This window comes from Pseudomonas sp. BF-RE-21, from assembly GCF_019947305.1.
Lineage (GTDB): Bacteria > Pseudomonadota > Gammaproteobacteria > Pseudomonadales > Pseudomonadaceae > Aquipseudomonas > Aquipseudomonas migulae.
This window is the reverse complement of the sequence record NZ_JAGYGF010000015.1, coordinates 80,098-101,183: the sequence shown is the minus strand read 5'-3', so window position 1 is coordinate 101,183 and position 21,086 is coordinate 80,098. Positions and strand designations below refer to the sequence as shown.

21 protein-coding genes and 1 pseudogene are annotated in these 21,086 nt (G+C 61.4%); 12 read left to right on the top strand and 10 right to left on the bottom strand.

Going from position 1 to position 21,086, the window contains the following annotated elements; genetic code table 11:
- The first annotated feature begins 57 nt into the window (after nucleotides 1-57).
- From KGB25_RS13200 to KGB25_RS13190, 3 genes are all read left to right on the top strand, one after another.
- Nucleotides 58-351, top strand: a complete 294-nt coding sequence (locus KGB25_RS13200) for a putative quinol monooxygenase (RefSeq protein WP_008031327.1) — start codon at nucleotides 58-60, stop codon at nucleotides 349-351.
- 29 nt (nucleotides 352-380) lie between these two features.
- On the top strand, nucleotides 381-1,394 hold the full coding sequence (locus KGB25_RS13195; protein WP_223435136.1) for a zinc-binding alcohol dehydrogenase family protein: 1,014 nt from the start codon (nucleotides 381-383) through the stop codon (nucleotides 1,392-1,394).
- A 134-nt stretch (nucleotides 1,395-1,528) separates the two neighbouring features.
- Nucleotides 1,529-1,699, top strand: coding sequence for a hypothetical protein (locus KGB25_RS13190; RefSeq protein ID WP_008038760.1), 171 nt, complete (start codon nucleotides 1,529-1,531; stop codon nucleotides 1,697-1,699).
- A gap of 8 nt (nucleotides 1,700-1,707) precedes the next feature.
- Here KGB25_RS13190 and KGB25_RS13185 read toward each other — a convergent pair whose 3' ends face one another.
- Together KGB25_RS13185 and KGB25_RS13180 are read right to left on the bottom strand one after the other, a co-directional pair.
- Entirely contained in the window at nucleotides 1,708-2,904 is a 1,197-nt protein-coding gene (locus KGB25_RS13185) for a multidrug effflux MFS transporter (RefSeq protein ID WP_008031320.1), read from the bottom strand.
- Nucleotides 2,905-3,139: 235 nt separating this feature from the next.
- The gene (locus KGB25_RS13180) at nucleotides 3,140-3,337 is read right to left on the bottom strand and encodes a cation transporter (protein WP_008031318.1); all 198 of its coding nucleotides are present in this window, start codon (nucleotides 3,335-3,337) and stop codon (nucleotides 3,140-3,142) included.
- A 147-nt stretch (nucleotides 3,338-3,484) separates the two neighbouring features.
- On the opposite strand from KGB25_RS13180, the gene KGB25_RS13175 reads away from it, so the two are divergent.
- From KGB25_RS13175 to cueR, 3 genes are all read left to right on the top strand, one after another.
- Nucleotides 3,485-3,868, top strand: a complete 384-nt coding sequence (locus KGB25_RS13175; RefSeq protein ID WP_008038759.1) for a hypothetical protein — start codon at nucleotides 3,485-3,487, stop codon at nucleotides 3,866-3,868.
- Nucleotides 3,869-4,058: 190 nt separating this feature from the next.
- A complete protein-coding gene (locus tag KGB25_RS13170; RefSeq protein WP_223435135.1) occupies nucleotides 4,059-6,452 on the top strand; it encodes a heavy metal translocating P-type ATPase in 2,394 nt (797 codons plus the stop codon).
- Entirely contained in the window at nucleotides 6,449-6,862 is a 414-nt protein-coding gene (cueR, locus tag KGB25_RS13165; protein ID WP_207284782.1) for a Cu(I)-responsive transcriptional regulator, read from the top strand. Before KGB25_RS13170 ends, cueR begins: the two co-directional genes overlap by 4 nt.
- On the opposite strand, the gene KGB25_RS13160 is transcribed toward cueR, so the two are convergent.
- Nucleotides 6,816-8,033 (bottom strand): MFS transporter, encoded by a 1,218-nt coding sequence (locus KGB25_RS13160; protein ID WP_223435134.1) that lies wholly within the window; start codon nucleotides 8,031-8,033, stop codon nucleotides 6,816-6,818. The two genes, cueR and KGB25_RS13160, sit on opposite strands and share 47 nt — an antisense overlap.
- Before the next feature lie 178 nt (nucleotides 8,034-8,211).
- Nucleotides 8,212-9,105: a PA4780 family RIO1-like protein kinase gene (locus KGB25_RS13155; RefSeq protein WP_008038756.1), complete on the bottom strand. Its 894-nt coding sequence runs from the start codon at nucleotides 9,103-9,105 to the stop codon at nucleotides 8,212-8,214.
- Between the two features lie 444 nt (nucleotides 9,106-9,549).
- On the opposite strand from KGB25_RS13155, the pseudogene KGB25_RS30580 reads away from it, so the two are divergent.
- A pseudogene (locus KGB25_RS30580) lies at nucleotides 9,550-10,638 on the top strand (cache domain-containing protein); the annotation flags it as partial.
- Between the two features lie 90 nt (nucleotides 10,639-10,728).
- A complete protein-coding gene (locus KGB25_RS30575; RefSeq protein WP_390959830.1) occupies nucleotides 10,729-11,496 on the top strand; it encodes a methyl-accepting chemotaxis protein in 768 nt (255 codons plus the stop codon).
- A gap of 105 nt (nucleotides 11,497-11,601) precedes the next feature.
- On the opposite strand, the gene KGB25_RS13145 is transcribed toward KGB25_RS30575, so the two are convergent.
- A complete protein-coding gene (locus tag KGB25_RS13145; protein WP_192226990.1) occupies nucleotides 11,602-12,393 on the bottom strand; it encodes an AraC family transcriptional regulator in 792 nt (263 codons plus the stop codon).
- Nucleotides 12,394-12,590: 197 nt separating this feature from the next.
- Entirely contained in the window at nucleotides 12,591-13,868 is a 1,278-nt protein-coding gene (locus tag KGB25_RS13140) for an acetyl-CoA C-acetyltransferase (protein WP_223435133.1), read from the bottom strand.
- 261 nt (nucleotides 13,869-14,129) lie between these two features.
- On the opposite strand from KGB25_RS13140, the gene KGB25_RS13135 reads away from it, so the two are divergent.
- The 4 genes from KGB25_RS13135 to KGB25_RS13120 all read left to right on the top strand — a co-directional run bounded on the left by KGB25_RS13135 (nucleotide 14,130) and on the right by KGB25_RS13120 (nucleotide 18,622).
- Complete coding sequence (locus KGB25_RS13135; RefSeq protein WP_223435132.1) at nucleotides 14,130-15,488, top strand: 3-oxoacyl-ACP reductase; 1,359 nt, start codon at nucleotides 14,130-14,132, stop codon at nucleotides 15,486-15,488.
- Nucleotides 15,485-16,339, top strand: coding sequence for a MaoC family dehydratase (locus KGB25_RS13130; RefSeq protein ID WP_223435131.1), 855 nt, complete (start codon nucleotides 15,485-15,487; stop codon nucleotides 16,337-16,339). Before KGB25_RS13135 ends, KGB25_RS13130 begins: the two co-directional genes overlap by 4 nt.
- Before the next feature lie 115 nt (nucleotides 16,340-16,454).
- Nucleotides 16,455-16,637 carry a hypothetical protein gene (locus tag KGB25_RS13125; protein ID WP_223435130.1) on the top strand — a complete coding sequence of 61 codons (183 nt, stop codon included), beginning with the start codon at nucleotides 16,455-16,457 and terminating at the stop codon, nucleotides 16,635-16,637.
- The gene (locus KGB25_RS13120) at nucleotides 16,634-18,622 is read left to right on the top strand and encodes a sensor histidine kinase (protein WP_223435129.1); all 1,989 of its coding nucleotides are present in this window, start codon (nucleotides 16,634-16,636) and stop codon (nucleotides 18,620-18,622) included. The genes KGB25_RS13125 and KGB25_RS13120 overlap by 4 nt, the downstream gene beginning before the upstream one ends.
- 125 nt (nucleotides 18,623-18,747) lie before the next feature.
- Here KGB25_RS13120 and KGB25_RS13115 read toward each other — a convergent pair whose 3' ends face one another.
- Genes KGB25_RS13115 through KGB25_RS13100 form a run of 4 tightly spaced genes read right to left on the bottom strand, consistent with a single transcriptional unit; the run spans nucleotide 18,748 to nucleotide 21,038 of the window.
- Nucleotides 18,748-19,305: a DUF4136 domain-containing protein gene (locus KGB25_RS13115; RefSeq protein WP_008031292.1), complete on the bottom strand. Its 558-nt coding sequence runs from the start codon at nucleotides 19,303-19,305 to the stop codon at nucleotides 18,748-18,750.
- Between the two features lie 54 nt (nucleotides 19,306-19,359).
- Nucleotides 19,360-19,974: a DUF4136 domain-containing protein gene (locus KGB25_RS13110; RefSeq protein ID WP_008038742.1), complete on the bottom strand. Its 615-nt coding sequence runs from the start codon at nucleotides 19,972-19,974 to the stop codon at nucleotides 19,360-19,362.
- Between the two features lie 12 nt (nucleotides 19,975-19,986).
- Nucleotides 19,987-20,736, bottom strand: a complete 750-nt coding sequence (locus KGB25_RS13105; RefSeq protein ID WP_008038741.1) for a methyltransferase domain-containing protein — start codon at nucleotides 20,734-20,736, stop codon at nucleotides 19,987-19,989.
- Complete coding sequence (locus tag KGB25_RS13100; protein ID WP_007951009.1) at nucleotides 20,736-21,038, bottom strand: MazG-like family protein; 303 nt, start codon at nucleotides 21,036-21,038, stop codon at nucleotides 20,736-20,738. The genes KGB25_RS13105 and KGB25_RS13100 overlap by 1 nt, the downstream gene beginning before the upstream one ends.
- Between the last annotated feature and the right edge of the window lie 48 nt (nucleotides 21,039-21,086).

Sequence of the window (21,086 nt, the reverse complement as noted above, 5' to 3'; positions counted from 1 at the left end):
GCAGAGAAATAGCCAATCATCTGCCCCATCGAAATCACCCCGTTATCGGAGTCGAACATGTCCCAGCCGTTTACCGCCATCGCCACCCTGATCGCCAAAGCCGGTCAGCAAGACGCACTCGAACAGCACCTGCGTGCACTGCTGGAACCGACCCGTGCCGAAGCCGGTTGCAGTCAATACGACCTGCATCAGGACCTGGCCAATCCGCAGGCCTTCTACATGATCGAGCAGTGGAGCAGCGACGAAGCGCTGCAAGCCCATGACGCCAGTGCACACATCCAGCATTTTCGTGCCACGGCCGGCGACCTGATCGAGCACTTCGATCTCAAACGCCTGCGCGTCGTGGCCTGATTCTCTTAAATACTTTTGCGGAGCCCCTCATGAAAGCCATTGCCTACTACGCCTCGTTGCCGATCAGCGACGCCAACTCCCTGCAAGACATCGAACTGCCAGAGCCGGTTGCCGGCCCGCGCGACCTGTTGGTGGAAGTCAAAGCCATCTCGGTCAACCCGGTGGACACCAAAGTCCGCCAGAACGTGCAGCCTGAAGGTGGCGCGGCCAAAGTGCTGGGCTGGGACGTGGCCGGTGTGGTCAAGTCGGTCGGCAGTGAAGTGACGTTGTTCAAGGCCGGCGACAAGGTGTTCTACGCTGGCTCCATCGCCCGCGCCGGCGGGAATAGCGAGCTGCACGTGGTGGACGAGCGGATCGTCGGCCACATGCCGAAAACCCTCGGTTTCGCCGAAGCCGCCGCGCTGCCGTTGACCGCGATCACCGCGTGGGAGTTGTTGTTCGAACGCCTGCAAGTGCGCGAAGGCAACACCGATGAAGGCCAGAGTTTGCTGATCGTCGGTGCGGCCGGCGGTGTCGGTTCAATCCTTACGCAACTGGCCAGCCAGCTCACCGGGCTGAAGGTCATCGGCACCGCGTCCCGTGAGCAAACCCAGAGCTGGGTGCGTGAGCTGGGCGCCGATCTGGTGATCGATCACAGCCAACCGCTGAGCGAAGAGCTCAAACGTGCAGGCGTGAACTCGGTGACCCACGTCGCCAGCCTGACCCAGACCGATCAGCATCTGGATCAATTGGTCGAGGCGTTGGCGCCGCAGGGCAAACTGGCGCTGATCGATGACCCGAAGGCGCTGGACGTGACCAAGCTCAAGCGCAAGAGCCTGTCGCTGCATTGGGAGTTCATGTACACCCGCTCGCTGTTCGAAACCGCGGACATGATCGAGCAACACAAACTGCTCAATCGCGTGGCGGCGCTGATCGATGCCGGGACACTGAAAACCACGGTGGGCGAGCACTTCGGAACGATCAACGCGGCGAATTTGCGACGTGCGCATGAGCTGCTGGAGAGCGGCAAATCCAAGGGCAAGATTGTCCTCGAAGGCTTCTGAAACAGATTGATACAAGTGTCGTCCGAATGGACGACACCGTCAGTCCGAAGGTTGACCGCTGTCATCATTGTGGTCGTATTCGGGTCTACAATCGTGTCCTCTGCGATGCAATCTTTTAACCGAGGAGGTCAGCAATGAAGATCCTGATAAAAGAATTGGCAAAATCCCAGTGGCAGGTCCGCCTGGACCAACACGCGGTGACGTTCCGTAGCGAAGCCGAAGCGCGCGAGTTCACCCGAACACTCGAAGCACGATTGCACGCCCCTCATCAGATTCCCGTCCAGCAGCAACGCGCTGCCGGCTGAGACCTTCCTCACACCTGGGCTTTCACCAATGCCCGGGCATTTTGCAGACGCCGGGTGAGCATCGCTATGCTCACCACCAGAACTCCGCACAGGCTGATGACCATGGCCATCGGCATGGCGCTGCCGTCGTACAAAATACCCACGAGCGACGCGGCTCCGGCGGCGACGCTGAATTGCAGGCAACCGAGCATTGCCGACGCACTGCCGGCGCGCGCGCCCTGCCCGTTCATGGCGCAAGCCGAGGCGTTGGGCAGGATGCAACCGAGGCTGGCGATGCAGATAAACAGCGGAATCAGCAGCGGCCACAATTGCTCGGTGTGCAGCGAACTGACCGCGAGCAGCGTCAGGCCCGCCGCGAGGTAGATCCATACGGTGCGCGCCAGCAGGAACGCCGGGCCACGCTTGGCCAGCAACCGTGCGTTGACCTGCGCCACCAGAATGAACCCCGCCGCATTGGTGCCGAACAACCAGCCGAAGTGCTCGGCCGGCACGCCGTAGAGTTTGATGAAGACGAACGGCGAACCGGCGATGTAGGCAAACATCCCGGCGATGGCGATGCCACCGGTCAGGGCGTGGCCGAGGTACACCGGGTCCGACAACAGCCGACCGTACTGACGCAACGCGCCCGACAATGGCTGGCGTGGCATATTCGCCGGCATGCTTTCCGGCAAGCCGAGCGCCACGGCCAGCCCGGCCAATGCACTGAAACCGGTCAGTACCAGGAAGATCGATTGCCAGCCCGTGGTGTTGACCAACAACCCGCCGAGCATCGGCGCGAGAATCGGTGCCAGGCCCATGACCAGCATCAGTTGTGAAAAGACTTTCGCCGAGCCCACCGCATCGCATTTGTCACTGACGATCGCCCTTGAAATCACCATCCCCGCACAACCGCCCAGCGCCTGGACGAACCGCGCACCGAGCAGCCATTCCAGGTTCGGCGCATAGGCGCACGCCAGGGAAGCGACGGTGAACAGACCGACACCCGTCAGCAACGGAATACGCCGACCAAAACGATCCGCCACCGGGCCGTACATCAGCTGACCGATGGATAAACCGAGGAAATACGCCGCCAGCGTCAGTTGAACATGTTGTTCATCGGTGCCGAACGCCAGCGCCATGGCCGGAAATGCCGGCAGATAGAAATCGATTGCCAGCGGGCCAAAAGCGCTCAGCGCGCCAAGAATCAAAATGGTACGGAAGTTCATCGGGTATCCAGTGGGACGGAGGTCGGCGGGCACACAGTCTAGCCGCGCATCGACGCCTTGAACATTCCGATAGCTCGCTAACTATTAAAAACCCCTGAAAAAACACCGGCCCTTGTAGGAGCAGAGCTTGCTCCGGGCGGCGTTCCGACGAAGGCGGTGGGTCAGCCACATCAAAGTCGTCTGACCCACCGCATTCGCGAGCAAGCTCTGCTCCTACAGGGATTTTTGTCAGGCCTTAAGCGACTTTCACTTCGTAGCCTTCCTCGCTGATCGCGGCGATTACTTGATCCGCGGTCAACGCACTTTCGACGCCGACTTCCTTTGCCGCCAGATCGACCCGTACGCTGGCCGCAGGATCCTTGGCTTGCAGCGCTTGAGTGATGGCTTTGACGCAGTGACCGCAGGACATGCCTTGAACGTTGAACACTTGCATGGAATGACTCCTTTAGTGAGGTTGCGAACAGTCTCGAGCTTGCCACCATGGCAAGGTCAAGTTCTGAAGTGAGCTGCCGGGCTGGCAATCGGCGTCGCGCTCGGCCAAGCTGCGTGCATCTATGACTCGATCTCAGGAGATTCAGCCATGCGCTGGTCAGCTCTCAGCCTGTTTGGCTTCCTCAGCCTTTTCGCCGCCGTGCCCTCGGTCAATGCTGCCGGGGAGGATTACGGCGTATTGATCATTTCCCGCGAGCGCCTGGAAGTGTCGACCAACTGCGAAATCGGCGTGTACATCCAGGATCAACTGTCGGCGCGGCTGTTTCAGGAACAAAGCACCTCCTTCAACCTGCCGCCAGGCAACGTTTCGCTACGCCTGAAATTGCTACCGGGCCAGGCGCCGGGCTGCAACCCAGGCATGCTGGCGCCGGGCTCGCAGAACATCAGCCTCAAGGCCGGGGATGTGTTGAAGTTCCGGATTGCGATGACGCAGGAAGGGATGTACCTCAAGCCGACAGCCCTCGACTACTGATCCACCTCCAACCTGTAGGAGCGTGGCTTGCCCGCGAAGGCGGTATTTCAGACACATCCTTGTCAACTGATACGACGCCTTCGCGGGCAAGCCTCGCTCCTACAGAGGATCACCACGCCAATCTTTGCGCTTGACCTTGCCAGCATGGCAAGGTTGATCCTGTAGGCATCTACTACAGGGAGTGCGACCGATGTCCGAATCCACCACGTTTGATCTGCCGATTGCCGGCATGACCTGCGCCAGTTGCGCCGGGCGTGTCGAGCGTGCCTTGAGCAAAGTCATCGGCGCCACGGCGGTCAGCGTCAACCTGGCCACCGAGCAGGCGCGGGTTCAAGCGCCCAGCGACAGCCTGCCGGCGTTGATGGACGCGGTGCAGCAGGCCGGTTACAGCGTGCCGCAGCAGAGTCTGGAATTGAGCATCGACGGCATGACCTGCGCGTCCTGCGTAGGTCGGGTCGAACGGGCGCTGGCCAAAGTGCCCGGCGTCAAAAGCGTCAGCGTCAACCTGGCCAACGAACGCGCCCACCTCGAACTGCTCGGGCAGATCGATCCGCAAACCCTGATCGCGGCCGTGACCAAGGCGGGTTACAACGCCAGTGTCTGGGAAGTCGAACACCCGTCAACTGACACGCAACATCAGCGCCTGCACCGCGAACGCTGGGTGTTGATCATGGCCATCGCCCTCGCCTTGCCGTTGGTATTGCCAATGCTGCTGCAACCGTTCGGCGTGCACTGGATGCTCCCGGCGTGGGTGCAGTTCGCCCTGGCCACACCGGTGCAGTTCATCTTCGGTGCACGCTTTTATGTGGCGGCATGGAAAGCCGTACGCGCCGGTGCCGGCAACATGGACTTGCTTGTCGCCCTCGGCACCAGCGCCGGTTATGGCTTGAGCCTCTATGAATGGGCCACCGCCGCCGGGCGCATGCCGCACCTGTATTTCGAAGCCTCTGCCGTCGTGATTGCGCTGGTGCTGCTGGGCAAATACCTCGAAAGCCGCGCCAAACGCCAGACCGCCAGCGCCATCCGCGCCCTCGAAGCCTTGCGCCCGGAGCGGGCGATTCAAGTCATCGACGGTCGCGAGCAGGACGTGGCGATCAGCGCCTTACGCCTGAATGATCTGGTGCTGGTCAAACCCGGCGAACGTTTCCCGGTGGACGGCGAAGTGGTCGAAGGTCAGAGCCATGCCGATGAAGCGCTGATCAGTGGCGAAAGCCTGCCGGTGCCGAAACAACCCGGCGACAAGGTCACCGGCGGCGCCATCAACGGTGAAGGTCGCCTGTTGGTTCGCACCCAGGCCTTGGGTGCGGAAACCGTACTGGCGCGGATCATCCGCCTGGTCGAAGACGCGCAAGCGGCGAAAGCACCGATCCAGAAACTGGTGGATAAAGTCAGCCAGGTGTTTGTGCCGACGGTGCTGCTGATCGCACTGGCGACCTTGATCGGTTGGTGGCTGTACGGCGCACCGATGGAAACCGCGCTGATCAACGCCGTCGCGGTATTGGTGATCGCTTGCCCTTGCGCCCTCGGGTTGGCCACGCCAACGGCAATCATGGCCGGCACCGGTGTGGCGGCGCGCCACGGGATTCTGATCAAGGACGCCGAAGCACTGGAACGTGCCCATGAAGTCAGCGCGGTGGTGTTCGACAAGACCGGCACGCTGACTTCGGGTGCACCGCGTATCGCCCATTTGAACGCCATCGACGGTGACGAAGCCGCCCTGCTGCAAATGGCCGGCGCGCTGCAACGCGGCAGTGAGCATCCACTGGCCAAGGCGGTTCTGGATGCGTGCACCGAACGCGGTTTGACCGTGGCCGATGTCAGCGACAGCCAGTCCCTGACCGGGCGCGGCATTGCCGGCAACCTTGAGGGTCGGCGCCTGGCGCTGGGCAATCGTCGCCTGCTGGAAGAAAACGGGTTGAGCGCGGGCCCATTGGCCGACGCTGCTACCGCATGGGAAACCGAAGGCCGGACCCTGTCCTGGTTGATCGAGCAAAAACCCACGCCGACCGTGCTGGGTTTGTTCGCCTTCGGTGACACCCTCAAATCAGGCGCGCTGCAAGCGGTGCAACAACTCAGCACCCGCCACATCAGCAGCCACCTGCTGACCGGCGACAATCGCGGCAGCGCTAAAGTAGTCGCCGAGGCCTTGGGCATCACCGACGTGCACGCCGAAGTACTGCCGGCCGACAAAGCCGCTACCGTCGCGGAACTGAAAAAGACCGGCGTGGTAGCGATGGTCGGTGACGGCATCAACGACGCCCCGGCCCTGGCCGCCGCCGACATCGGCATTGCCATGGGTGGCGGCACCGACGTCGCCATGCACGCGGCGGGGATCACCCTGATGCGCGGCGATCCTCGACTGGTGCCGGCAGCGCTGGAGATCAGCCGCAAGACCTACGCGAAGATTCGTCAGAACCTGTTCTGGGCCTTCGTTTATAACCTGATCGGCATTCCGCTGGCCGCATTCGGTTTCCTCAACCCGGTGCTGGCCGGCGCGGCGATGGCGTTGTCGAGCGTCAGCGTGGTGAGCAATGCGTTACTGTTGAAAACCTGGAAACCCAAGGATCTGGAGGACAACCGATGAACATCGGCCAAGCAGCCCGCCAAAGTGGCCTGAGCGCGAAGATGATCCGTTATTACGAGTCCATCGGCTTGCTCAAGGCGGCTCATCGCACCGACAGCGGTTACCGGGTTTACGGCGCTGACGACTTGCACACGCTGGCCTTTATCAAGCGATCGCGGGATTTGGGGTTTTCCCTGGAAGAGGTCGGCAAACTGCTGACCCTCTGGCAGGACCGCCAACGCGCCAGCGCCGATGTGAAAGCGCTGGCTCGTCAGCACATCGACGAACTGAACCAGAAGATCCTCGAACTCGGTCAGTTGCGCGACACGTTGCAGGACCTGGTCGAGCACTGCCAGGGCGATCACCGCCCGGACTGCCCGATCCTCAAAAATCTTGAGTCGGGTTGCTGTGCCGCACCCGCTCACCCCTGACCGCGAGCACCTTCACCATCAACAGCGTGGTGAGGGGAATGCCGTGGAACAACAACACCACCGCGCCGGGCGTCCACCATGAATAGAACGGCGCGGCGACCAGCATGCCAATGCCGAACCCGGTCATTTGCAGCAACGTCAGAAAGCTGAAAATCGGCAGGCGCAGGTTGTCCGGTTCACGTTGCAGACGCGACATCAGGCCGACTTCCGAGAAGCCGTCACCCAGCCCCGCCGGCAGTGAGAACAGCAACAAACCGTAGAGCGTTTGCTGCTGGAACATCAGGATGAAGCCGCAGGACATCAGCAACACGCCGAAGAAAAACCGTCGCTCCAGGTTCACGTTGTCCGAGCCTTTCAGGCGACTGGCAATCCGTGCGCCGATCAATTTTCCACTGGCCCAGACCGCCAGCATCAGGCCCAACGTGGTGCTGGCCGATTCGGGTGTCAGCAGTTTTGAAATGATCGGCAAACCCACGTTGTGTGCAGCGCTGCCCAGAGTATCGGCCATGGTGACCGCGAGCATCGCGGCCACCACCGGTGTGGTGCGCAGCCCTTGGCGCAGCGCTGACCATTCGCCTCGTTCATGATCGGGCCCGGCATTGGGAGACGGCCCGGCAAACCGCAGCGGCAGGATGAACAACGCGGCCAGCAGGTAAGTGACCACGTTCAGCGCAAAGACCGTTTCAAAACCAAAGGCCGCCACCAACAAGCCGGCCACCAGACTTCCGCCGACCATCGCCGCCGACGATGCGGAGGTGATCCAGGCGTTGGTCTTGAGCAACTGCTCGCCATCGATCAAGTGCGGCAACTGGCTGTTGAGGCCGATGGCGAACATTGAATTGCCCAAGCCCAGGCCAAAAGCGATCACCGGCAGCAAAAGCGCTTGTTGGCTGACTGGCAACACCAGCAGCAGGCCCAGCAATCCGGCGCGCAGCAGGTCGAACGCGATCAACGGCAGGCGCCCGGTCCAGCGGCGGTAAAACCGCGTACCGATCAGGCTGGCGAAAATCCCTCCGCCCACGCGACTGGCGAGGAAGATCCCGACGCTCATGGCGCTGTTGCTGAGCAGGTAGACGTAGGTGGCCAGGGCGACCATGTTGAGGAACGCGCCGAAGTCCGAGACCAGACGGGCGGCAATGATCAGTCGGGCGTTGCGGATGGAGGTGTTCACATTCAGTCCTTGAGTGTGGTGGTCTACACAATCCTTGTAGGAGCCAGCTTGCTGGCGATGGCGGACTTATGTTCAACATAGATGTTGAATGTGCCGACCTCATCGCTGGCAAGCCAGCTCCTACAGGGATTGTGGTGTTACAAAAAACCCGGCCGAAGCCGGGTTTTTCGTCAACCGATCACTGCATCCACGGTGGAGGCGGTTCTTCGGTTTTGCTCGGTGGCGCATCATCTGCTGCGCGTATCGCTTGTTTGCGTTCTTCATCCAGGCGTGCCGCCTCGATTTCGCGCATGATCCCGCCGACGTCAGCCAACTCTTCCGGTTCGTCGAACTCGCCGGTCAAGACACTGGCCGGGTGCAAGGTGCCGGCTTCGTACAAGGCCCACATTTCCTTGGCGTATTTGGTCTTTTTCAACTCCGGGGCAAACCGCCCGAAGTAGGACGCCATGTTGCCCACGTCACGCTCCAGCATGCTGAACGCGTGGTTGTTGCCCGCCGCGTCGACCGCTTGCGGCAAGTCGATGATGACCGGGCCGGTCGGCGTCAACAGTACGTTGAACTCGGACAGGTCACCGTGCACCAGGCCGGTACACAACATCAGCACGATCTGCGAGATCAGGAATGCGTGATATTCGCGCGCCTGGTCCGGCTCCAGCACCACGTCGTTCAGACGCGGGGCGGCATCGCCGTACTCGTCGGCCACCAGTTCCATCAGCAGCACACCTTCAAGGAAGTCGTAAGGCTGAGGAACCCGCACACCCGCACCGGCCAGACGAAACAGCGCCGCCACTTCGGCGTTCTGCCAGGCGTCTTCGGTTTCTTTCTTGCCGAACTTGGAGCCCTTGGCCATCGCCCGAGCCTGACGGCTGTTGCGTACCTTGCGACCTTCCTGGTACTCGGACGCCTGGCGGAAACTGCGTTTATTCGCCTCCTTGTAGACCTTCGCGCAACGCAACTCGTTGCCGCAGCGCACCACATAAACAGCTGCTTCTTTACCACTCATGAGTGGGCGCAGCACCTCGTCGACCAGACCGTCCTCGATCAGGGGTTCAATGCGTTTTGGAGTCTTCATCAGCTTTTATTGTGGGTCCTTTATTACCAAACACGCGAAAGTCATTCGTTATACGGCAATCCACTCATTCGGGGGAGGGGTTACCGACCTATGAACGTTGCGGATGCACACAATGTGCCGAAAAAACCCGGCAAACCCGCCGATGCTCATCGACCGCCAAGGATCATAGCCGAGCCGGCAGCACTTGTTGGAGAAGGGATGCGAGGGGATTTGCGACAGAATCCGACATACCGGTCCCTACCGCTCGCAAGATTTTTTTCAACAGCCCTCAATTTCCTCCTTTAGCAGCCGAAGTCATCTGTAACAAAGTGAATTGTCCGACGATCGTTCCGACAGAAAACGATGGCGTGCCCAAGGGATCGGGTTCAACAAAACGTTTACGGCTGCCAATAAATCCGCGAGTCATCTGCACTGCGTGGGCCTACAAGAAAATCTGGAGCGCGGATGAACATCAAACAGAAGTTGACGTGGGCGTTTGCAATCATCGCCTGCCTGCCCGTGGTGCTGGTCGCCACCCTCGTTGTGTTGAACTTGCGCAGTGATGCCAAGGACGAGTTCGTCGACAACAGCGGTCGTGAAATCCGTCAGGTCAGCAATGCCATGCAACTGTTTTTCGACGGCATCAGCCAGAACGTCGAATACCTGGCCAAGCAACCGCTGATCACAAACTCCGACGACAGCCTCAAGACCTACATGAAGGCCGACGCCGCCAGCGTTCCCCAAGGCGAGGCGGACAAAAAAGTCTTCGGCTTCCTGCAGGACCTGGGCAACGCCCATCCGTCCTACGCCTACGCGATCCTCGGCACTGCGGCCGGCGGTTACGTGTCGTGGCCGGACGATGCCAAGCTGGCCAACTACGACCCGCGCCAGCGTCCGTGGTACAAGGCGGCCCAGGCCAAACCGGGCAAGCCGTTCCGTACCGAGGCCTATTACTGGGCCGAAAATGATACGTCCTACGTCAGCACCGTACGCACCATCGACAACAAGCTGGGCACCAACGGTGGCGTGGTCAGCATCGACGTGTCGCTCAAACAGCTCACCGAACTGGTCAAACAGATCAAGCTCGGCGAAACCGGCTACCTGATGCTGCTGGAAAACTCCGGCACCGTACTGGTCGATCCGAAACAACCGGAACACAACTTCAAGGCACTGGGCAGCCTCGGCGAGGGTTATGCGCAACTGGCCAAGGCCGGCAAAGGCCTGGTCGAAGTCGAGCTCAATGGCGAGCGCTACATGGCCAACGTCTGGCCTTCCGAGCAACTGGGCTGGACCTTCATCGGCCTGATCAAACAAAGCGATGTGATGAGCACCGCGACCCAACTGACCTGGTTGATCGCAATCATCGCCGCCGTGCTGGCCGTGGTCTTCGCCGTCGTCGGCGCCAGTTTCGCCAGCGTCATCGTGCGTCCGATCCGCAGTGTGGCCGATGGCCTGGAAGGCATTGCCCAAGGCGAAGGCGACCTGACCAAGAACCTGCAAATCCGTGGCAGCGACGAAACCGCACAACTGGCCAACTGGTTCAACCAGTTCCTGGCGGCGATTCGCAACCTGATTCAAAGCATCGGCGGCGCCGCGACCAAAATCCTCGCCACCTCCAAGAGCTCGACCCAGGTCTCCAGCGACATGGCCGAAGCCGCCGGACGCCAACGTGAAGCCGTGGACATGGTGTCGACCGCGTTCCACGAAATGGTCGCCACCGCCAACGAAGTCGCGCGCTCGTGCAGCCAGGCGGCCGAGTCGGCCGACAGTGGCCAGCGCCAGGCACGCGAAGGTCAGCAACAGATTGATGCCGCCGTGACCAGCGTTGATCGCCTGAGCCAGGAAATCGAACAGTCGGCGCAGTCGATGCAACAACTTGAGCGCGACAGCAACGACATTCAGTCGATCCTCGGGACCATTCGTTCAATCGCCGAACAGACCAACCTGCTGGCGCTGAACGCTGCCATCGAGGCCGCACGGGCCGGTGAACAAGGTCGCGGTTTTGCGGTGGTGGCGGACGAAGTGCGGGCCTTGGCCAAGCGCACCGCCGACTCCACAGCGGAAATCGACGGCCTGCTTGGCAACCTCGCCAAGCGCACCAGCCAGGTGACTCAGCAGATGCATGCGAGCCTGGAAGTGTCCCAGCAGTCGGTGACTCGCATCGGTGAGGCGCGCAGCAGCTTCGGGCAGATCCGTGAATCGGTGGACGTGATCCGCGACATGAACACCCAGATCGCCACGGCGGCTGAACAGCAGCATCAGGTGGCCGAAGACATCAATCGGCACATCAGCCAGATTCATGGCGATGCGCAGTTGGTGGCAGAACTGGCGAACTCGGCGCGGTTGGATTCGCAGAGTCTGGCCGGGTTGTCGAATGAGCTGGATGGGTTGGTTCGCCGTTTCCGTACCTGATCCAAAAATCCCGGTGGCCGCTTCGCGGCCATTCGCAGGCAAGCCTCGCTCCTACAGGGTTTTGCGCTGTTTTTGTAGGAGCGAGGCTTGCCCGCGAAGGCGTCATCACTGCCGAAACAACTCTCCAGGCGTAAACCCGAACAACCCCTTGAACGCCGCAATAAACGCCGACGTCGAGTCATACCCACACGCCAACGCCGCATTCGTCACGCTGTCCCCCGCCTCCAGCAAATTCAACGACGACAGCAGCCGCATCCGTTGCCGCCAGCCACGAAAACTCAACCCCGTTTCACGCTGGAACAAGCGCATCAGGGTCTTCTCCGACGTACCCAATCGTTGTGCCCATTCCTGCAAGGTCACGTTGTGTTCCGGGTTTTCGATCAATTCGTTGCACAAGCCCAGCAAGCGTTCATGGCGCGGCAGGGGCAGCGAGAAACCGACCTCCGGTAAATTCGCCAGTTGATCCAGCAGCACATTCACCAGCCGCGCCTCCGGGCTGTCGCCCTGTGGATATTCCACCGGCAGCGCACAAAAACTCTTGATCAACTCCCGCGCCAGCGGCGTCACTTCCAACACACGGCAACGCCCGTCCGCCCATTGGCAATCCTCGCGACGCACGTAAAGGCTGCGCATTTCGGCGCGCATCGAGGTCACGACCTGATGTTCGAGATCCGCCGGAATCCAGATCCCCCACTGCGGCGGCGCAAAAAAACTGCCCTCGGCGGTGTGCACACCGAGGACGCCGCTGATGGCGTAGGAGAATTGCACCCAGTCGTGGCGGTGAGACGGCGTCCATGAACCGGCGTTGAGGCTTTCGGCACGTGCGTACAACGGACGCGGCAACACGGTCAGGGCCGGGATGGTCCGTTCGAGGGATTGTTGTCCGTTAGTCGGCATTGACTGGCCTTGTGTCGCGAGGTTGCTGATTAGGCGGACGTTAGGCCATGTCACCTCTCCAATCAACACCACAAACCCCCTGTAGGAGCGAGCCTGCTCGCGATAGCGGTGTGTCAGTCACGAATTTGTCGACTGATACACCGCTATCGCCGGCAAGCCGGTCTCACTCCTACAGGTTCGGTGTACACCCCGGCGAATCAGCGTTCGATGATGGCGGTGACGCCCTGCCCGCCCGCCGCACAAATCGAAATCAGCCCCCGTCCCTTTCCAGCGGCATCGAGCAGCTTGGCCAGATTGGCGACAATGCGCCCGCCCGTCGCTGCAAACGGATGCCCCGCCGCCAGTGAACTGCCTTTGACGTTGAGCCGGCTGCGGTCGATGGAGCCCAGTGGCGCGTCGAGGCCGAGACGGGTTTTGCAGTACTCAGGGTCTTCCCACGCCTTCAAGGTGCAGAGCACTTGTGCGGCGAAGGCTTCGTGGATTTCGTAGTAATCGAAGTCCTGCAAGGTCAGGCCATTGCGCGCCAGCAAACGCGGCACCGCGTACACCGGCGCCATCAACAGCCCTTCGGCACCGTTGACGAAGTCCACCGCCGCCGCCTCGCCATCGCGCAAATACGCAAGGATCGGCAAGCCGCGTTCCTTCGCCCATTCTTCACTGCCCAGCAGCACCAGCGACGCGCCGTCGGTGAGCGGCGTCGAGTTGCCGGCGGTCAGCGTGCCTTTGGCGCTTTTCTCGAACGCCGGTTTCAGCGACGCAAGTTTTTCCAGGGTCAGGTCCGGGCGCAGGTTGTTGTCGCGGGTCAGGCCGAGGAATGGCGTCATCAGGTCGTTGTGCCAGCCTTCGGTGTAGGAGGCCGCCATTTTCTGATGACTTTCCAGCGCCAGTTGATCCTGCTCGGCGCGCGCAATGTTCCAGGTCTGCGCCATCAGTTCGCAGTGTTCGCCCATCGACAGGCCGGTACGGGGTTCGCCGTTGCGCGGAAATTCAGGGACGAGATGACCCGGTCGCAGCTGCAAAAAGGTTTTCAGTTTGTCGGCCGTGGTCTTGGCGCGGTTGGCTTGCAGGAGAATTTTGCGCAAACCTTCGTTGATGCCGATGGGCGCGTCGGACGTGGTGTCGACGCCGCCGGCAATGCCGCATTCGATCTGGCCCAGGGCAATTTTATTCGCCACCAGCAACGCCGCTTCCAGCCCGGTGCCGCACGCTTGCTGAATGTCATAGGCCGGCGTGGTCGGCGACAGCCGCGAGCCGAGCACGCATTCGCGGGTCAGGTTGAAGTCCCGGGAATGCTTGAGCACCGCGCCCGCCGCCACTTCGCCCATGCGCAGGCCGTGCAGGTTGAAACGTTCGATCAGGCCTTCGAGCGCGGCGGTGAGCATCGCCTGGTTACTCGCGGTGGCGTACGGCCCGTTGGAGCGTGCGAAGGGAATCCGGTTACCGCCGATGATCGCGACGCGGCGCAGCTGAGTCATGAAAAAGCTCCTGATGAAAATCCAAATGCGCGCCACCCTTGTAGGAGCGAAGCTTGCTCGCGAAGGCGTTGGGTCAGTCGACATCCATGTAGCTGATACACCGCCTTCGCGAGCAAGCTTCGCTCCTACAAGGTTCGCGCCATAAAAATCCCGGGATAAAACCAATCTGCATTGCCCAAGCGTAGGCCTTATCTCGTGGATCGAACGACTGATTGCCATTCGTGGTCCACACTTTGAACCCCAGCTGCTGGAGCGCGTTCCATGTCTGACCGCTATATCGACTTCGCCAATTCATCCATCGGCCATCGTCTGGTCGGGGCCTTGGGGCTGCCGTCGCCGGTTCGGCTGGAACGCTGGCAGGCGGGCCGGCTTCGGCCTGTCGAGGGGGCGCTGCTGATCGGCGGCGGGCCGCTGGCGGAAAAAGTCAGCGCTTTTGCCAATCGCCTGACCGATGCGATTTACAGCTACGGCAGCGAACCTTCGATCGCCACCGCGTGGATTCCCGGCCACGGCCCGAAACTCAAGGCGGTGGTGTTCGACGCCAGTCATCTGGTGCAAACCGATCAGCTCAAGCAACTGCGCGAGTTCTTTCAGCCGCTGATGAAAAACCTCGATCATTGTGCGCACCTGGTCATTCTCGGGCGCGCGCCGCAGACGTTGAGCGATCCGTTTGCCGCCAGCGCCCAGCGAGCCCTGGAAGGCTTCAGTCGTTCGCTGGCCAAGGAGCTGCGCAGCGGCGGCACCTTGCAACTGATCCACGTCGGCGAAGGCGCCGAGGATCAACTGGAAGGCCCGCTGCGGTTTTTCCTTTCGCCCAAAAGTGCGTTCGTCTCCGGGCAAGTGATTCACCTGAACCCCTGCGCCACACCCGTGACGGACTGGACGCGCCCGTTGTCGGGGCGCAAGGCGCTGGTCACCGGCGCGGCGCGCGGCATCGGTGCATCGATTGCCGAAACCCTGGCCCGTGACGGCGCCGACGTGATCCTGCTCGACGTGCCACCGGCGAAAACCGATCTCGACGCCCTCGCCGCACGCCTCGGCGGACGCAGCATCACCCTGGACATCTGCGCCGAAGACGCCGCCACGCAGTTGATCGAGCAGTTGCCTGACGGCGTCGATATCGTGGTGCACAACGCCGGCATCACCCGCGATAAAACCCTGGCCAACATGACTCCGGAATTCTGGGACGCGGTGCTCGCGGTCAATCTCAATGCACCGCAGGTGCTGACCAAGGCTCTGCTCGACAGCGGCACCTTGCACGATAACGGCCGGGTGATTCTGCTGGCGTCCATCAGCGGCATCGCCGGCAATCGCGGGCAAACCAATTACGCGGCGAGCAAGGCGGGTTTGATCGGTCTGGCCCAGGCCTGGGCGCCGTTGCTCAATGAGCGCGGCATCAGCATCAACGCGGTGGCACCGGGATTCATCGAAACACAGATGACCGCACACATTCCCTTTGGCTTGCGTGAGGCCGGCCGGCGCATGAGTTCTCTGGGCCAGGGCGGCCTGCCGCAAGACGTTGCCGAAGCGGTGGCCTGGCTGGCGCAACCTGGCACCGGAGCGTTCACCGGGCAAGCGCTGCGGGTCTGTGGACAAAGTGTCTTGGGGGCTTGGCGATGATCACCGATTGGCACACACTCAACCGCGAACCGAGCCTGCCAGGGTTGTATGTGCAGGCCGCTACGCGCCGCAAGATCACCGGCACCACGCTGCCCGATTCGGGTTTGCGTTGCTGGGTCGATGTTGACCCGAAACGCCTGGCGGCCTATCGCAACGTCTGCGGGTTTGCCGACAACGGTTTGTTGCCACCGACTTATCCACACATCCTGGCGTTCGCGCTGCAGATGCAACTGCTGACCGCCAGGGATTTTCCGTTTCCGCTGCTGGGACTGATTCACCTGAGCAACCGCATTCGCGTCTTGCGGCCCATGGGCGGCGTGAACCGCGCGCGCATCAGCGTGCAGGTGCAGAATCTGCAACCCCATGCGAAGGGGGCGACGTTCGAGCTGCTGACAACGCTCGATGATCAGTTGGGGCCGTTGTGGGAGGCTGAAAGCCGGATGCTCTGTCGCGGGGTCAGACTCGAAGGCGAACCGGTCGAGGAAGTGCTGGCCCCGACGTTGCCGTTGAGCGAAGTCACCCGCTGGAAAGCGCCGGCGGACATCGGTCGGCAATACGCCAAAGTGTCCGGCGACTACAACCCGATTCACCTGAGTGCGGTGAGCGCCAAACTGTTCGGCTTCCCGACGGCCATTGCCCATGGGTTATGGAACAAGGCGCGAACGCTGGCTGCGCTTGCCGATCATTTGCCCACGGCGAACGTCGAGATTGCCGTGCAGTTTCGCAAACCGGTGCGCCTGCCCGGCGAGGTGACACTGCTCGCCAGTGCGGCGGGGTCCAGTGGAGATTTTCAGCTGCTGGGCGCAGGTGATCTGGAGCATATGGCCGGACATTGGCGACCGGCTGCCTGATCGTTCGCATCAGCCAGATCAGTAGGACAAAGCACTGTATCGGGTAAAAAACGTCCGTTTTGGCTGAATGATTCTATGCTGACATTACATAGTGATAGTCAGGGTAGACGCACTCATGAAAACAAACCTCCCCCGCAAGCAAACAAATGCCGTGGCCACCACGGAACCGAGCCGGCAATTGGACTGGATTCCCGCCGAGCTGAATTTCAATGTCACCCGCGCCACTTATATGGGCGGGATATTGAAGTGCCCTGATCTGCCGGCGCCCCTTGCCGCCCGTTCGAGCCTGCAACCTTGAGTTCCGGGGACAAGCTGTTCGGGCGTCTGCTCAACCGCCATCCACCACCGCCACCGGAAGTCCCCAGCGCCCTGAGCGTGCCAGGTGTCGGCTTACAGATGCGCCTGGACGCCGAAGGCCGGGTCATTCATCTGGCTGGTCCGCTGCGCCATGGCCTCGCCCAGCAGCACCCCGCCGCGCAGGCGCCGCTTCTACACGATTACCTCATGCCGCACAGCAGCCTCGCCGTCCAAGGCTCACCGGCCGACTGGCAAGGACAAAGTCTGGATCTGGACTTTTTCAGCCTCAGCGGGCAACCCCTGCACCTGCGCGGCTGGGTGCAGCCGTTGGCCAATGCCTGGCTGTTGCAGTTACTGGACATCGGCGATTTGTTGTACGAACGCCGGCAAGCGCGCAGCCGCGAACTCTGCCAGTTGCTCGCGACACAGATCGGCGACCAGTTGCGCCTGTGCAGTCTGGCGCGCCTGCCCGACGTACTGCTGGAACAACTGCAGCATCTGGCGCGGCGTTTTCAAATCCCGTGCATGGCCGTGGCGTTGCTGGATGAACAGGAAGACGGCTGGCAGATCCACCAACATTACGCGGCCTTTGATGCGCCCCGGCTGTGGCAAAACGGTCAACGCCTGGGCACCGGGCTCGACAGTTTGAACGGCTCCGCCCCGCAGCATTTGACCCTCGGCGAGCACCCGCGCCTGCACAGTCTCTTCGGTAATGCCGAAGGGCTTGCGGTGCCTTACCACGATGCCCAAGGCGTGGTCGCGTGGTTGCTCTGTGGTTTTTACCCGGTGCAACAACGTGCACCCGACGTCGGAGAGCGCGACTGGCTGCAGCTCGCCGCCGCGCTCGCCGGGCCATTGCTGGAGCGTTTGCGTGAGCATCAGCACCATCTGCAACTGGAGCGACTGGAATCGCTGCAAGCCTTGCTCGGCAGCGGATGGTGGGAAATATTCAGCGACAGCGCCGAGGTGCAATTGGCGTCGTCGCTGGCCAACACACTGAACCTGATCAGCACACGCATGCCGCTGCACGCCTGGCTCGAGCAAGTCCACCCTGTCGACCGCAAAGCGCTGCGCAGTCGCCTGCAAGACTTGCAGGACGACGGCACACCTTTATTGCTCTGCGTGCGCCTGCATCACCCCGACACGCCGACCTGGTATCGCCTGCAAGGGCAAGCCATGGGCGTCGGCAAAGACCGGCGGCTGGTGGGTTTCATGCTCGACATCAGCGACATCAAAAACCAGCAACAGGACGCCGCGACGGCCCAGAGCGCGAAAATGGCCACCCTTGGCGAAATGGCCACGGGCCTGGCGCATGAAATCAGCCAGCCGCTGAACGTGATGCGTCTGGCCATCGTCAACGTGCTCAAGCGCCTGGACAGCGGTGAAGTGCAGGTCGACTACCTGATCGACAAACTCAACCGCATTGATGCCCAGGTCCAGCGTGCGGCGCGGGTGGTCAATCACATGCGGGTGTTCGGCCGCCGCTCGGAGGCCGAGCAGCATCCCTTCAATCCGGTTGACGCCATCGGGGGCACGCTGTCGCTGCTGGCCGAGGAGTTGCGAGGCAAAGGCGTCGAGCTCAGGGTCAGCGAGACCGGTTTCCAGGTTCAGGTGCGTGGCAATGTCGATCAGCTGGAACAGGTGCTGATTAACCTGATGGTCAACGCGCGGGATGCATTGCTGAGCAAATGCGAAACGGATGGGGATTTCAAACCGTGGATTTCGCTGCACACCGAACGTGACGAGCATTCAGTGCGACTGTGGGTCGAGGACAACGGTGGCGGTATCGATCCGCAGTTGCTGGAGCGGATTTTCGAACCGTTTTTCACCACTAAACCGGTGGGTGTGGGTACGGGGCTGGGGTTGTCGGTGAGCGTTGGCATCGTCGAGAACATGGGTGGAACACTGCGTGCGAGCAACTCGGCCGAGGGTGCTCGGTTCTGTATTGAGTTGCCGATAGCAGTGGACGATCAAGTCACCCGATAGGCTTTGCCTTTAAGTCCAGACAACAAAAAACCTGTAGGAGCCAGCTTGCTGGCGATGGCGGTGCCATATTCAACATAGATGTTGAGTGTTGAACCGCCATCGCCGGCAAGCCGGCTCCTACAGGTTTATTTGGGTGGGTAATTGGCGAGTATCCGCCCGACCGTCTCACGTATCGCGGTGCTGCGGTCCGACGGGTTCGGCGTGCGGCTGAGGATTTGTTCGTCACTGCCGCGCCACACCAGTTTGCCGTCCTTGCCGTCGAGCAGGTCGATCTGGATGATCGCCACTTTGTAGCTGATGTTGCGGGTTTCGTTGTACATCGGCCCGCCCCAGTAGCCATTCCACGGGTTACCCCAAGCGCCGCCGTAGTTGGTGGTCACTTGTTGCTGACGGTCTTCGACGATCAGGTAGGTTTGCACACTCACATCACCCTTTTTGCCCGCAGCGGCAGGACGAAGGCCACGCTGGTCCAGCTGATCGGCCACCGATTGGCGGATGCGCTGTTCGGTCAGGTCGCTCTTGATCCGTGGGTCATCGGGGCGATATTGCAGGGCGGGGTCTTTCCAGCTCCAGCTGCGATAGGCGGCAAAATCGCGGCTGGCGTCGAAGTCATGATTGACCTGGTTGGCGGCGCAGGCTGTCAGGAGCGCGGCCACTGCCAGTAATACGAGACGGCGGAACATGATGATTCTCCGATTGAAGACATGAACCTGTGAAACGCTTCTTTTTTGCAGAAGCTAACTAGGAGGATACGCCGACATGGCCTTTTCCACAGCCTCCCGAATGGCATCGGCGCGTGCACTCTGGCTGCCTTTGTTGCTGGTTTCGGCGCTCGAACTCCAGACGGGTTGACCGCTTTGAGCATCGAACATGTCCACCTGTACCACCACGACCTGTTCCGAATAGGTGCGAACGATCGGCACCGTGTTGTACATGCCATAACCGCTGCCGTAGCGGTTGTAGCCGCCATACCCGCCGCCGTAGTAACCGTAGTCGTCCTGAACCTGCCGCAAGCGGGTTTCCAGATGCAGATTGGCGCTGACGAACAGGTCCGCCGGACGATTGTCGTGCAGCGGGCGCAAGCCGCGCTGATCGAGGGCGTTGCTCACGGCTTCGGCGACTTGCGCCGAGTCCGCCCACGCCGAACCCGGCGGCAGTTGCCCATTGAGCCAGGCCCAACTGCGGTAGCGGCCATAGTCACGCGGCGGGGCCGGATAGGCGCTGCGGTCGAACGTGTTGGCGGCCTCGGGCGGTGCCGGCGGCAAGGGGTTGGACGTCGCCACATAAGGGTTGCTGCCCTGGCAGGCAGCTAATCCCAGACAGATCACCAGTAACCCGGTACGACGTTTCATTTCGCGCTCCGATCAGACCGGCCGACAGATCCAGTGCAGGTAGCGTCCAAGCCCGGCAAAACTTGGGTGACGCCGGTGGGCCAGTTCCATTTCGAGCAAGTCCACCAGTTCGGCGCGGGCCTGAAACTCCACTGGCATGTAGTCGTGAAAAACCCGAACCCCGCTCTGGGTTTCGACCTGCCACAGACCTTCAAGTTGCACCGCCAATTCACGCGGATCAAGGGGTTGTTGCGGCGTCAGGCTTTGCTTTTCGCCGGCCATGTCGTTCTTGCGCATTTTGCGGAAGTGGCCCTTGAGCAGGTTGCGGTAGATCAGTGCATCGCGGTTGTAAAACGCCAGGGACAACCAGCCGTCCTGCTTCGTCAACTGATGCAGCACCGGCAGAATCGCGTGGGGTTCGGCCAACCATTCCAGTACGGCATGGCACAACACCAGGTCGTAGGGTTCGGTGAGCTGACCGAGCAGGTCCTGCCACGGCGCCTGAATAAAAGTGGCCGTCTGGCCTGCATCGGCAAAGCGCTGGCGCGCCCCTTCAAGCATGGGTTCGGCAGGTTCGGCCAGTGTCACGTCATGCCCGCGCTGGGCCAGCCACAACGACATGTGGCCCAGGCCGGCGCCAATGTCGAGTACGCGCAAGGGGCGGTCCGGCAGGGTTTCCGCCAGGTCGGCCTGAAGCACCGCCAGACGGATCGCACCTTTGGCACCACCGTAAATCTTTTCGGCGAAGCGGGTCGCCAGTTGATCGAAATGACGGTCGCTCATCAGCTGAACCTCCGTTCACTGTCCGCGAGTTTGCTGCGCACCACTTCATTCATGTCCAACCCCAACTCGCTGCACAGCAGCAGTAGATAGAGCACGATGTCGCCGACTTCCTGCCCGGCATGGGCGAGTTTGTCCGCCGGCAACTGGCGCGACTGGTCTTCGGTCAGCCACTGGAAGATCTCCACCAGCTCGGACATTTCCACGCTCGCGGCCATGGCCAGGTTTTTCGGGCTGTGAAATTGCCGCCAGTCATTGCGGTCACGGATGGCGTGCAGGCGTTCGGTCAGTTCAACAAGGTTCATCGGGCTCTCCTGAAGGCGTATAGCTTCGGGGGGATGGCCGGGGATGGC

Coding starts and splice junctions, on each gene's coding strand:
- KGB25_RS13200 (WP_008031327.1), top strand. CDS start 58: ATGTCCCAGCCGTTTACCGCCATCGCCACCCTGATCGCCAAAGCCGGT.
- KGB25_RS13195 (WP_223435136.1), top strand. CDS start 381: ATGAAAGCCATTGCCTACTACGCCTCGTTGCCGATCAGCGACGCCAAC.
- KGB25_RS13190 (WP_008038760.1), top strand. CDS start 1,529: ATGAAGATCCTGATAAAAGAATTGGCAAAATCCCAGTGGCAGGTCCGC.
- KGB25_RS13185 (WP_008031320.1), bottom strand. CDS start 2,904: ATGAACTTCCGTACCATTTTGATTCTTGGCGCGCTGAGCGCTTTTGGC.
- KGB25_RS13180 (WP_008031318.1), bottom strand. CDS start 3,337: ATGCAAGTGTTCAACGTTCAAGGCATGTCCTGCGGTCACTGCGTCAAA.
- KGB25_RS13175 (WP_008038759.1), top strand. CDS start 3,485: ATGCGCTGGTCAGCTCTCAGCCTGTTTGGCTTCCTCAGCCTTTTCGCC.
- KGB25_RS13170 (WP_223435135.1), top strand. CDS start 4,059: ATGTCCGAATCCACCACGTTTGATCTGCCGATTGCCGGCATGACCTGC.
- cueR (WP_207284782.1), top strand. CDS start 6,449: ATGAACATCGGCCAAGCAGCCCGCCAAAGTGGCCTGAGCGCGAAGATG.
- KGB25_RS13155 (WP_008038756.1), bottom strand. CDS start 9,105: ATGAAGACTCCAAAACGCATTGAACCCCTGATCGAGGACGGTCTGGTC.
- KGB25_RS30575 (WP_390959830.1), top strand. CDS start 10,729: ATGGCCGAAGCCGCCGGACGCCAACGTGAAGCCGTGGACATGGTGTCG.
- KGB25_RS13145 (WP_192226990.1), bottom strand. CDS start 12,393: ATGCCGACTAACGGACAACAATCCCTCGAACGGACCATCCCGGCCCTG.
- KGB25_RS13140 (WP_223435133.1), bottom strand. CDS start 13,868: ATGACTCAGCTGCGCCGCGTCGCGATCATCGGCGGTAACCGGATTCCC.
- KGB25_RS13135 (WP_223435132.1), top strand. CDS start 14,130: ATGTCTGACCGCTATATCGACTTCGCCAATTCATCCATCGGCCATCGT.
- KGB25_RS13130 (WP_223435131.1), top strand. CDS start 15,485: ATGATCACCGATTGGCACACACTCAACCGCGAACCGAGCCTGCCAGGG.
- KGB25_RS13125 (WP_223435130.1), top strand. CDS start 16,455: ATGAAAACAAACCTCCCCCGCAAGCAAACAAATGCCGTGGCCACCACG.
- KGB25_RS13115 (WP_008031292.1), bottom strand. CDS start 19,305: ATGTTCCGCCGTCTCGTATTACTGGCAGTGGCCGCGCTCCTGACAGCC.
- KGB25_RS13110 (WP_008038742.1), bottom strand. CDS start 19,974: ATGAAACGTCGTACCGGGTTACTGGTGATCTGTCTGGGATTAGCTGCC.
- KGB25_RS13105 (WP_008038741.1), bottom strand. CDS start 20,736: ATGAGCGACCGTCATTTCGATCAACTGGCGACCCGCTTCGCCGAAAAG.
- KGB25_RS13100 (WP_007951009.1), bottom strand. CDS start 21,038: ATGAACCTTGTTGAACTGACCGAACGCCTGCACGCCATCCGTGACCGC.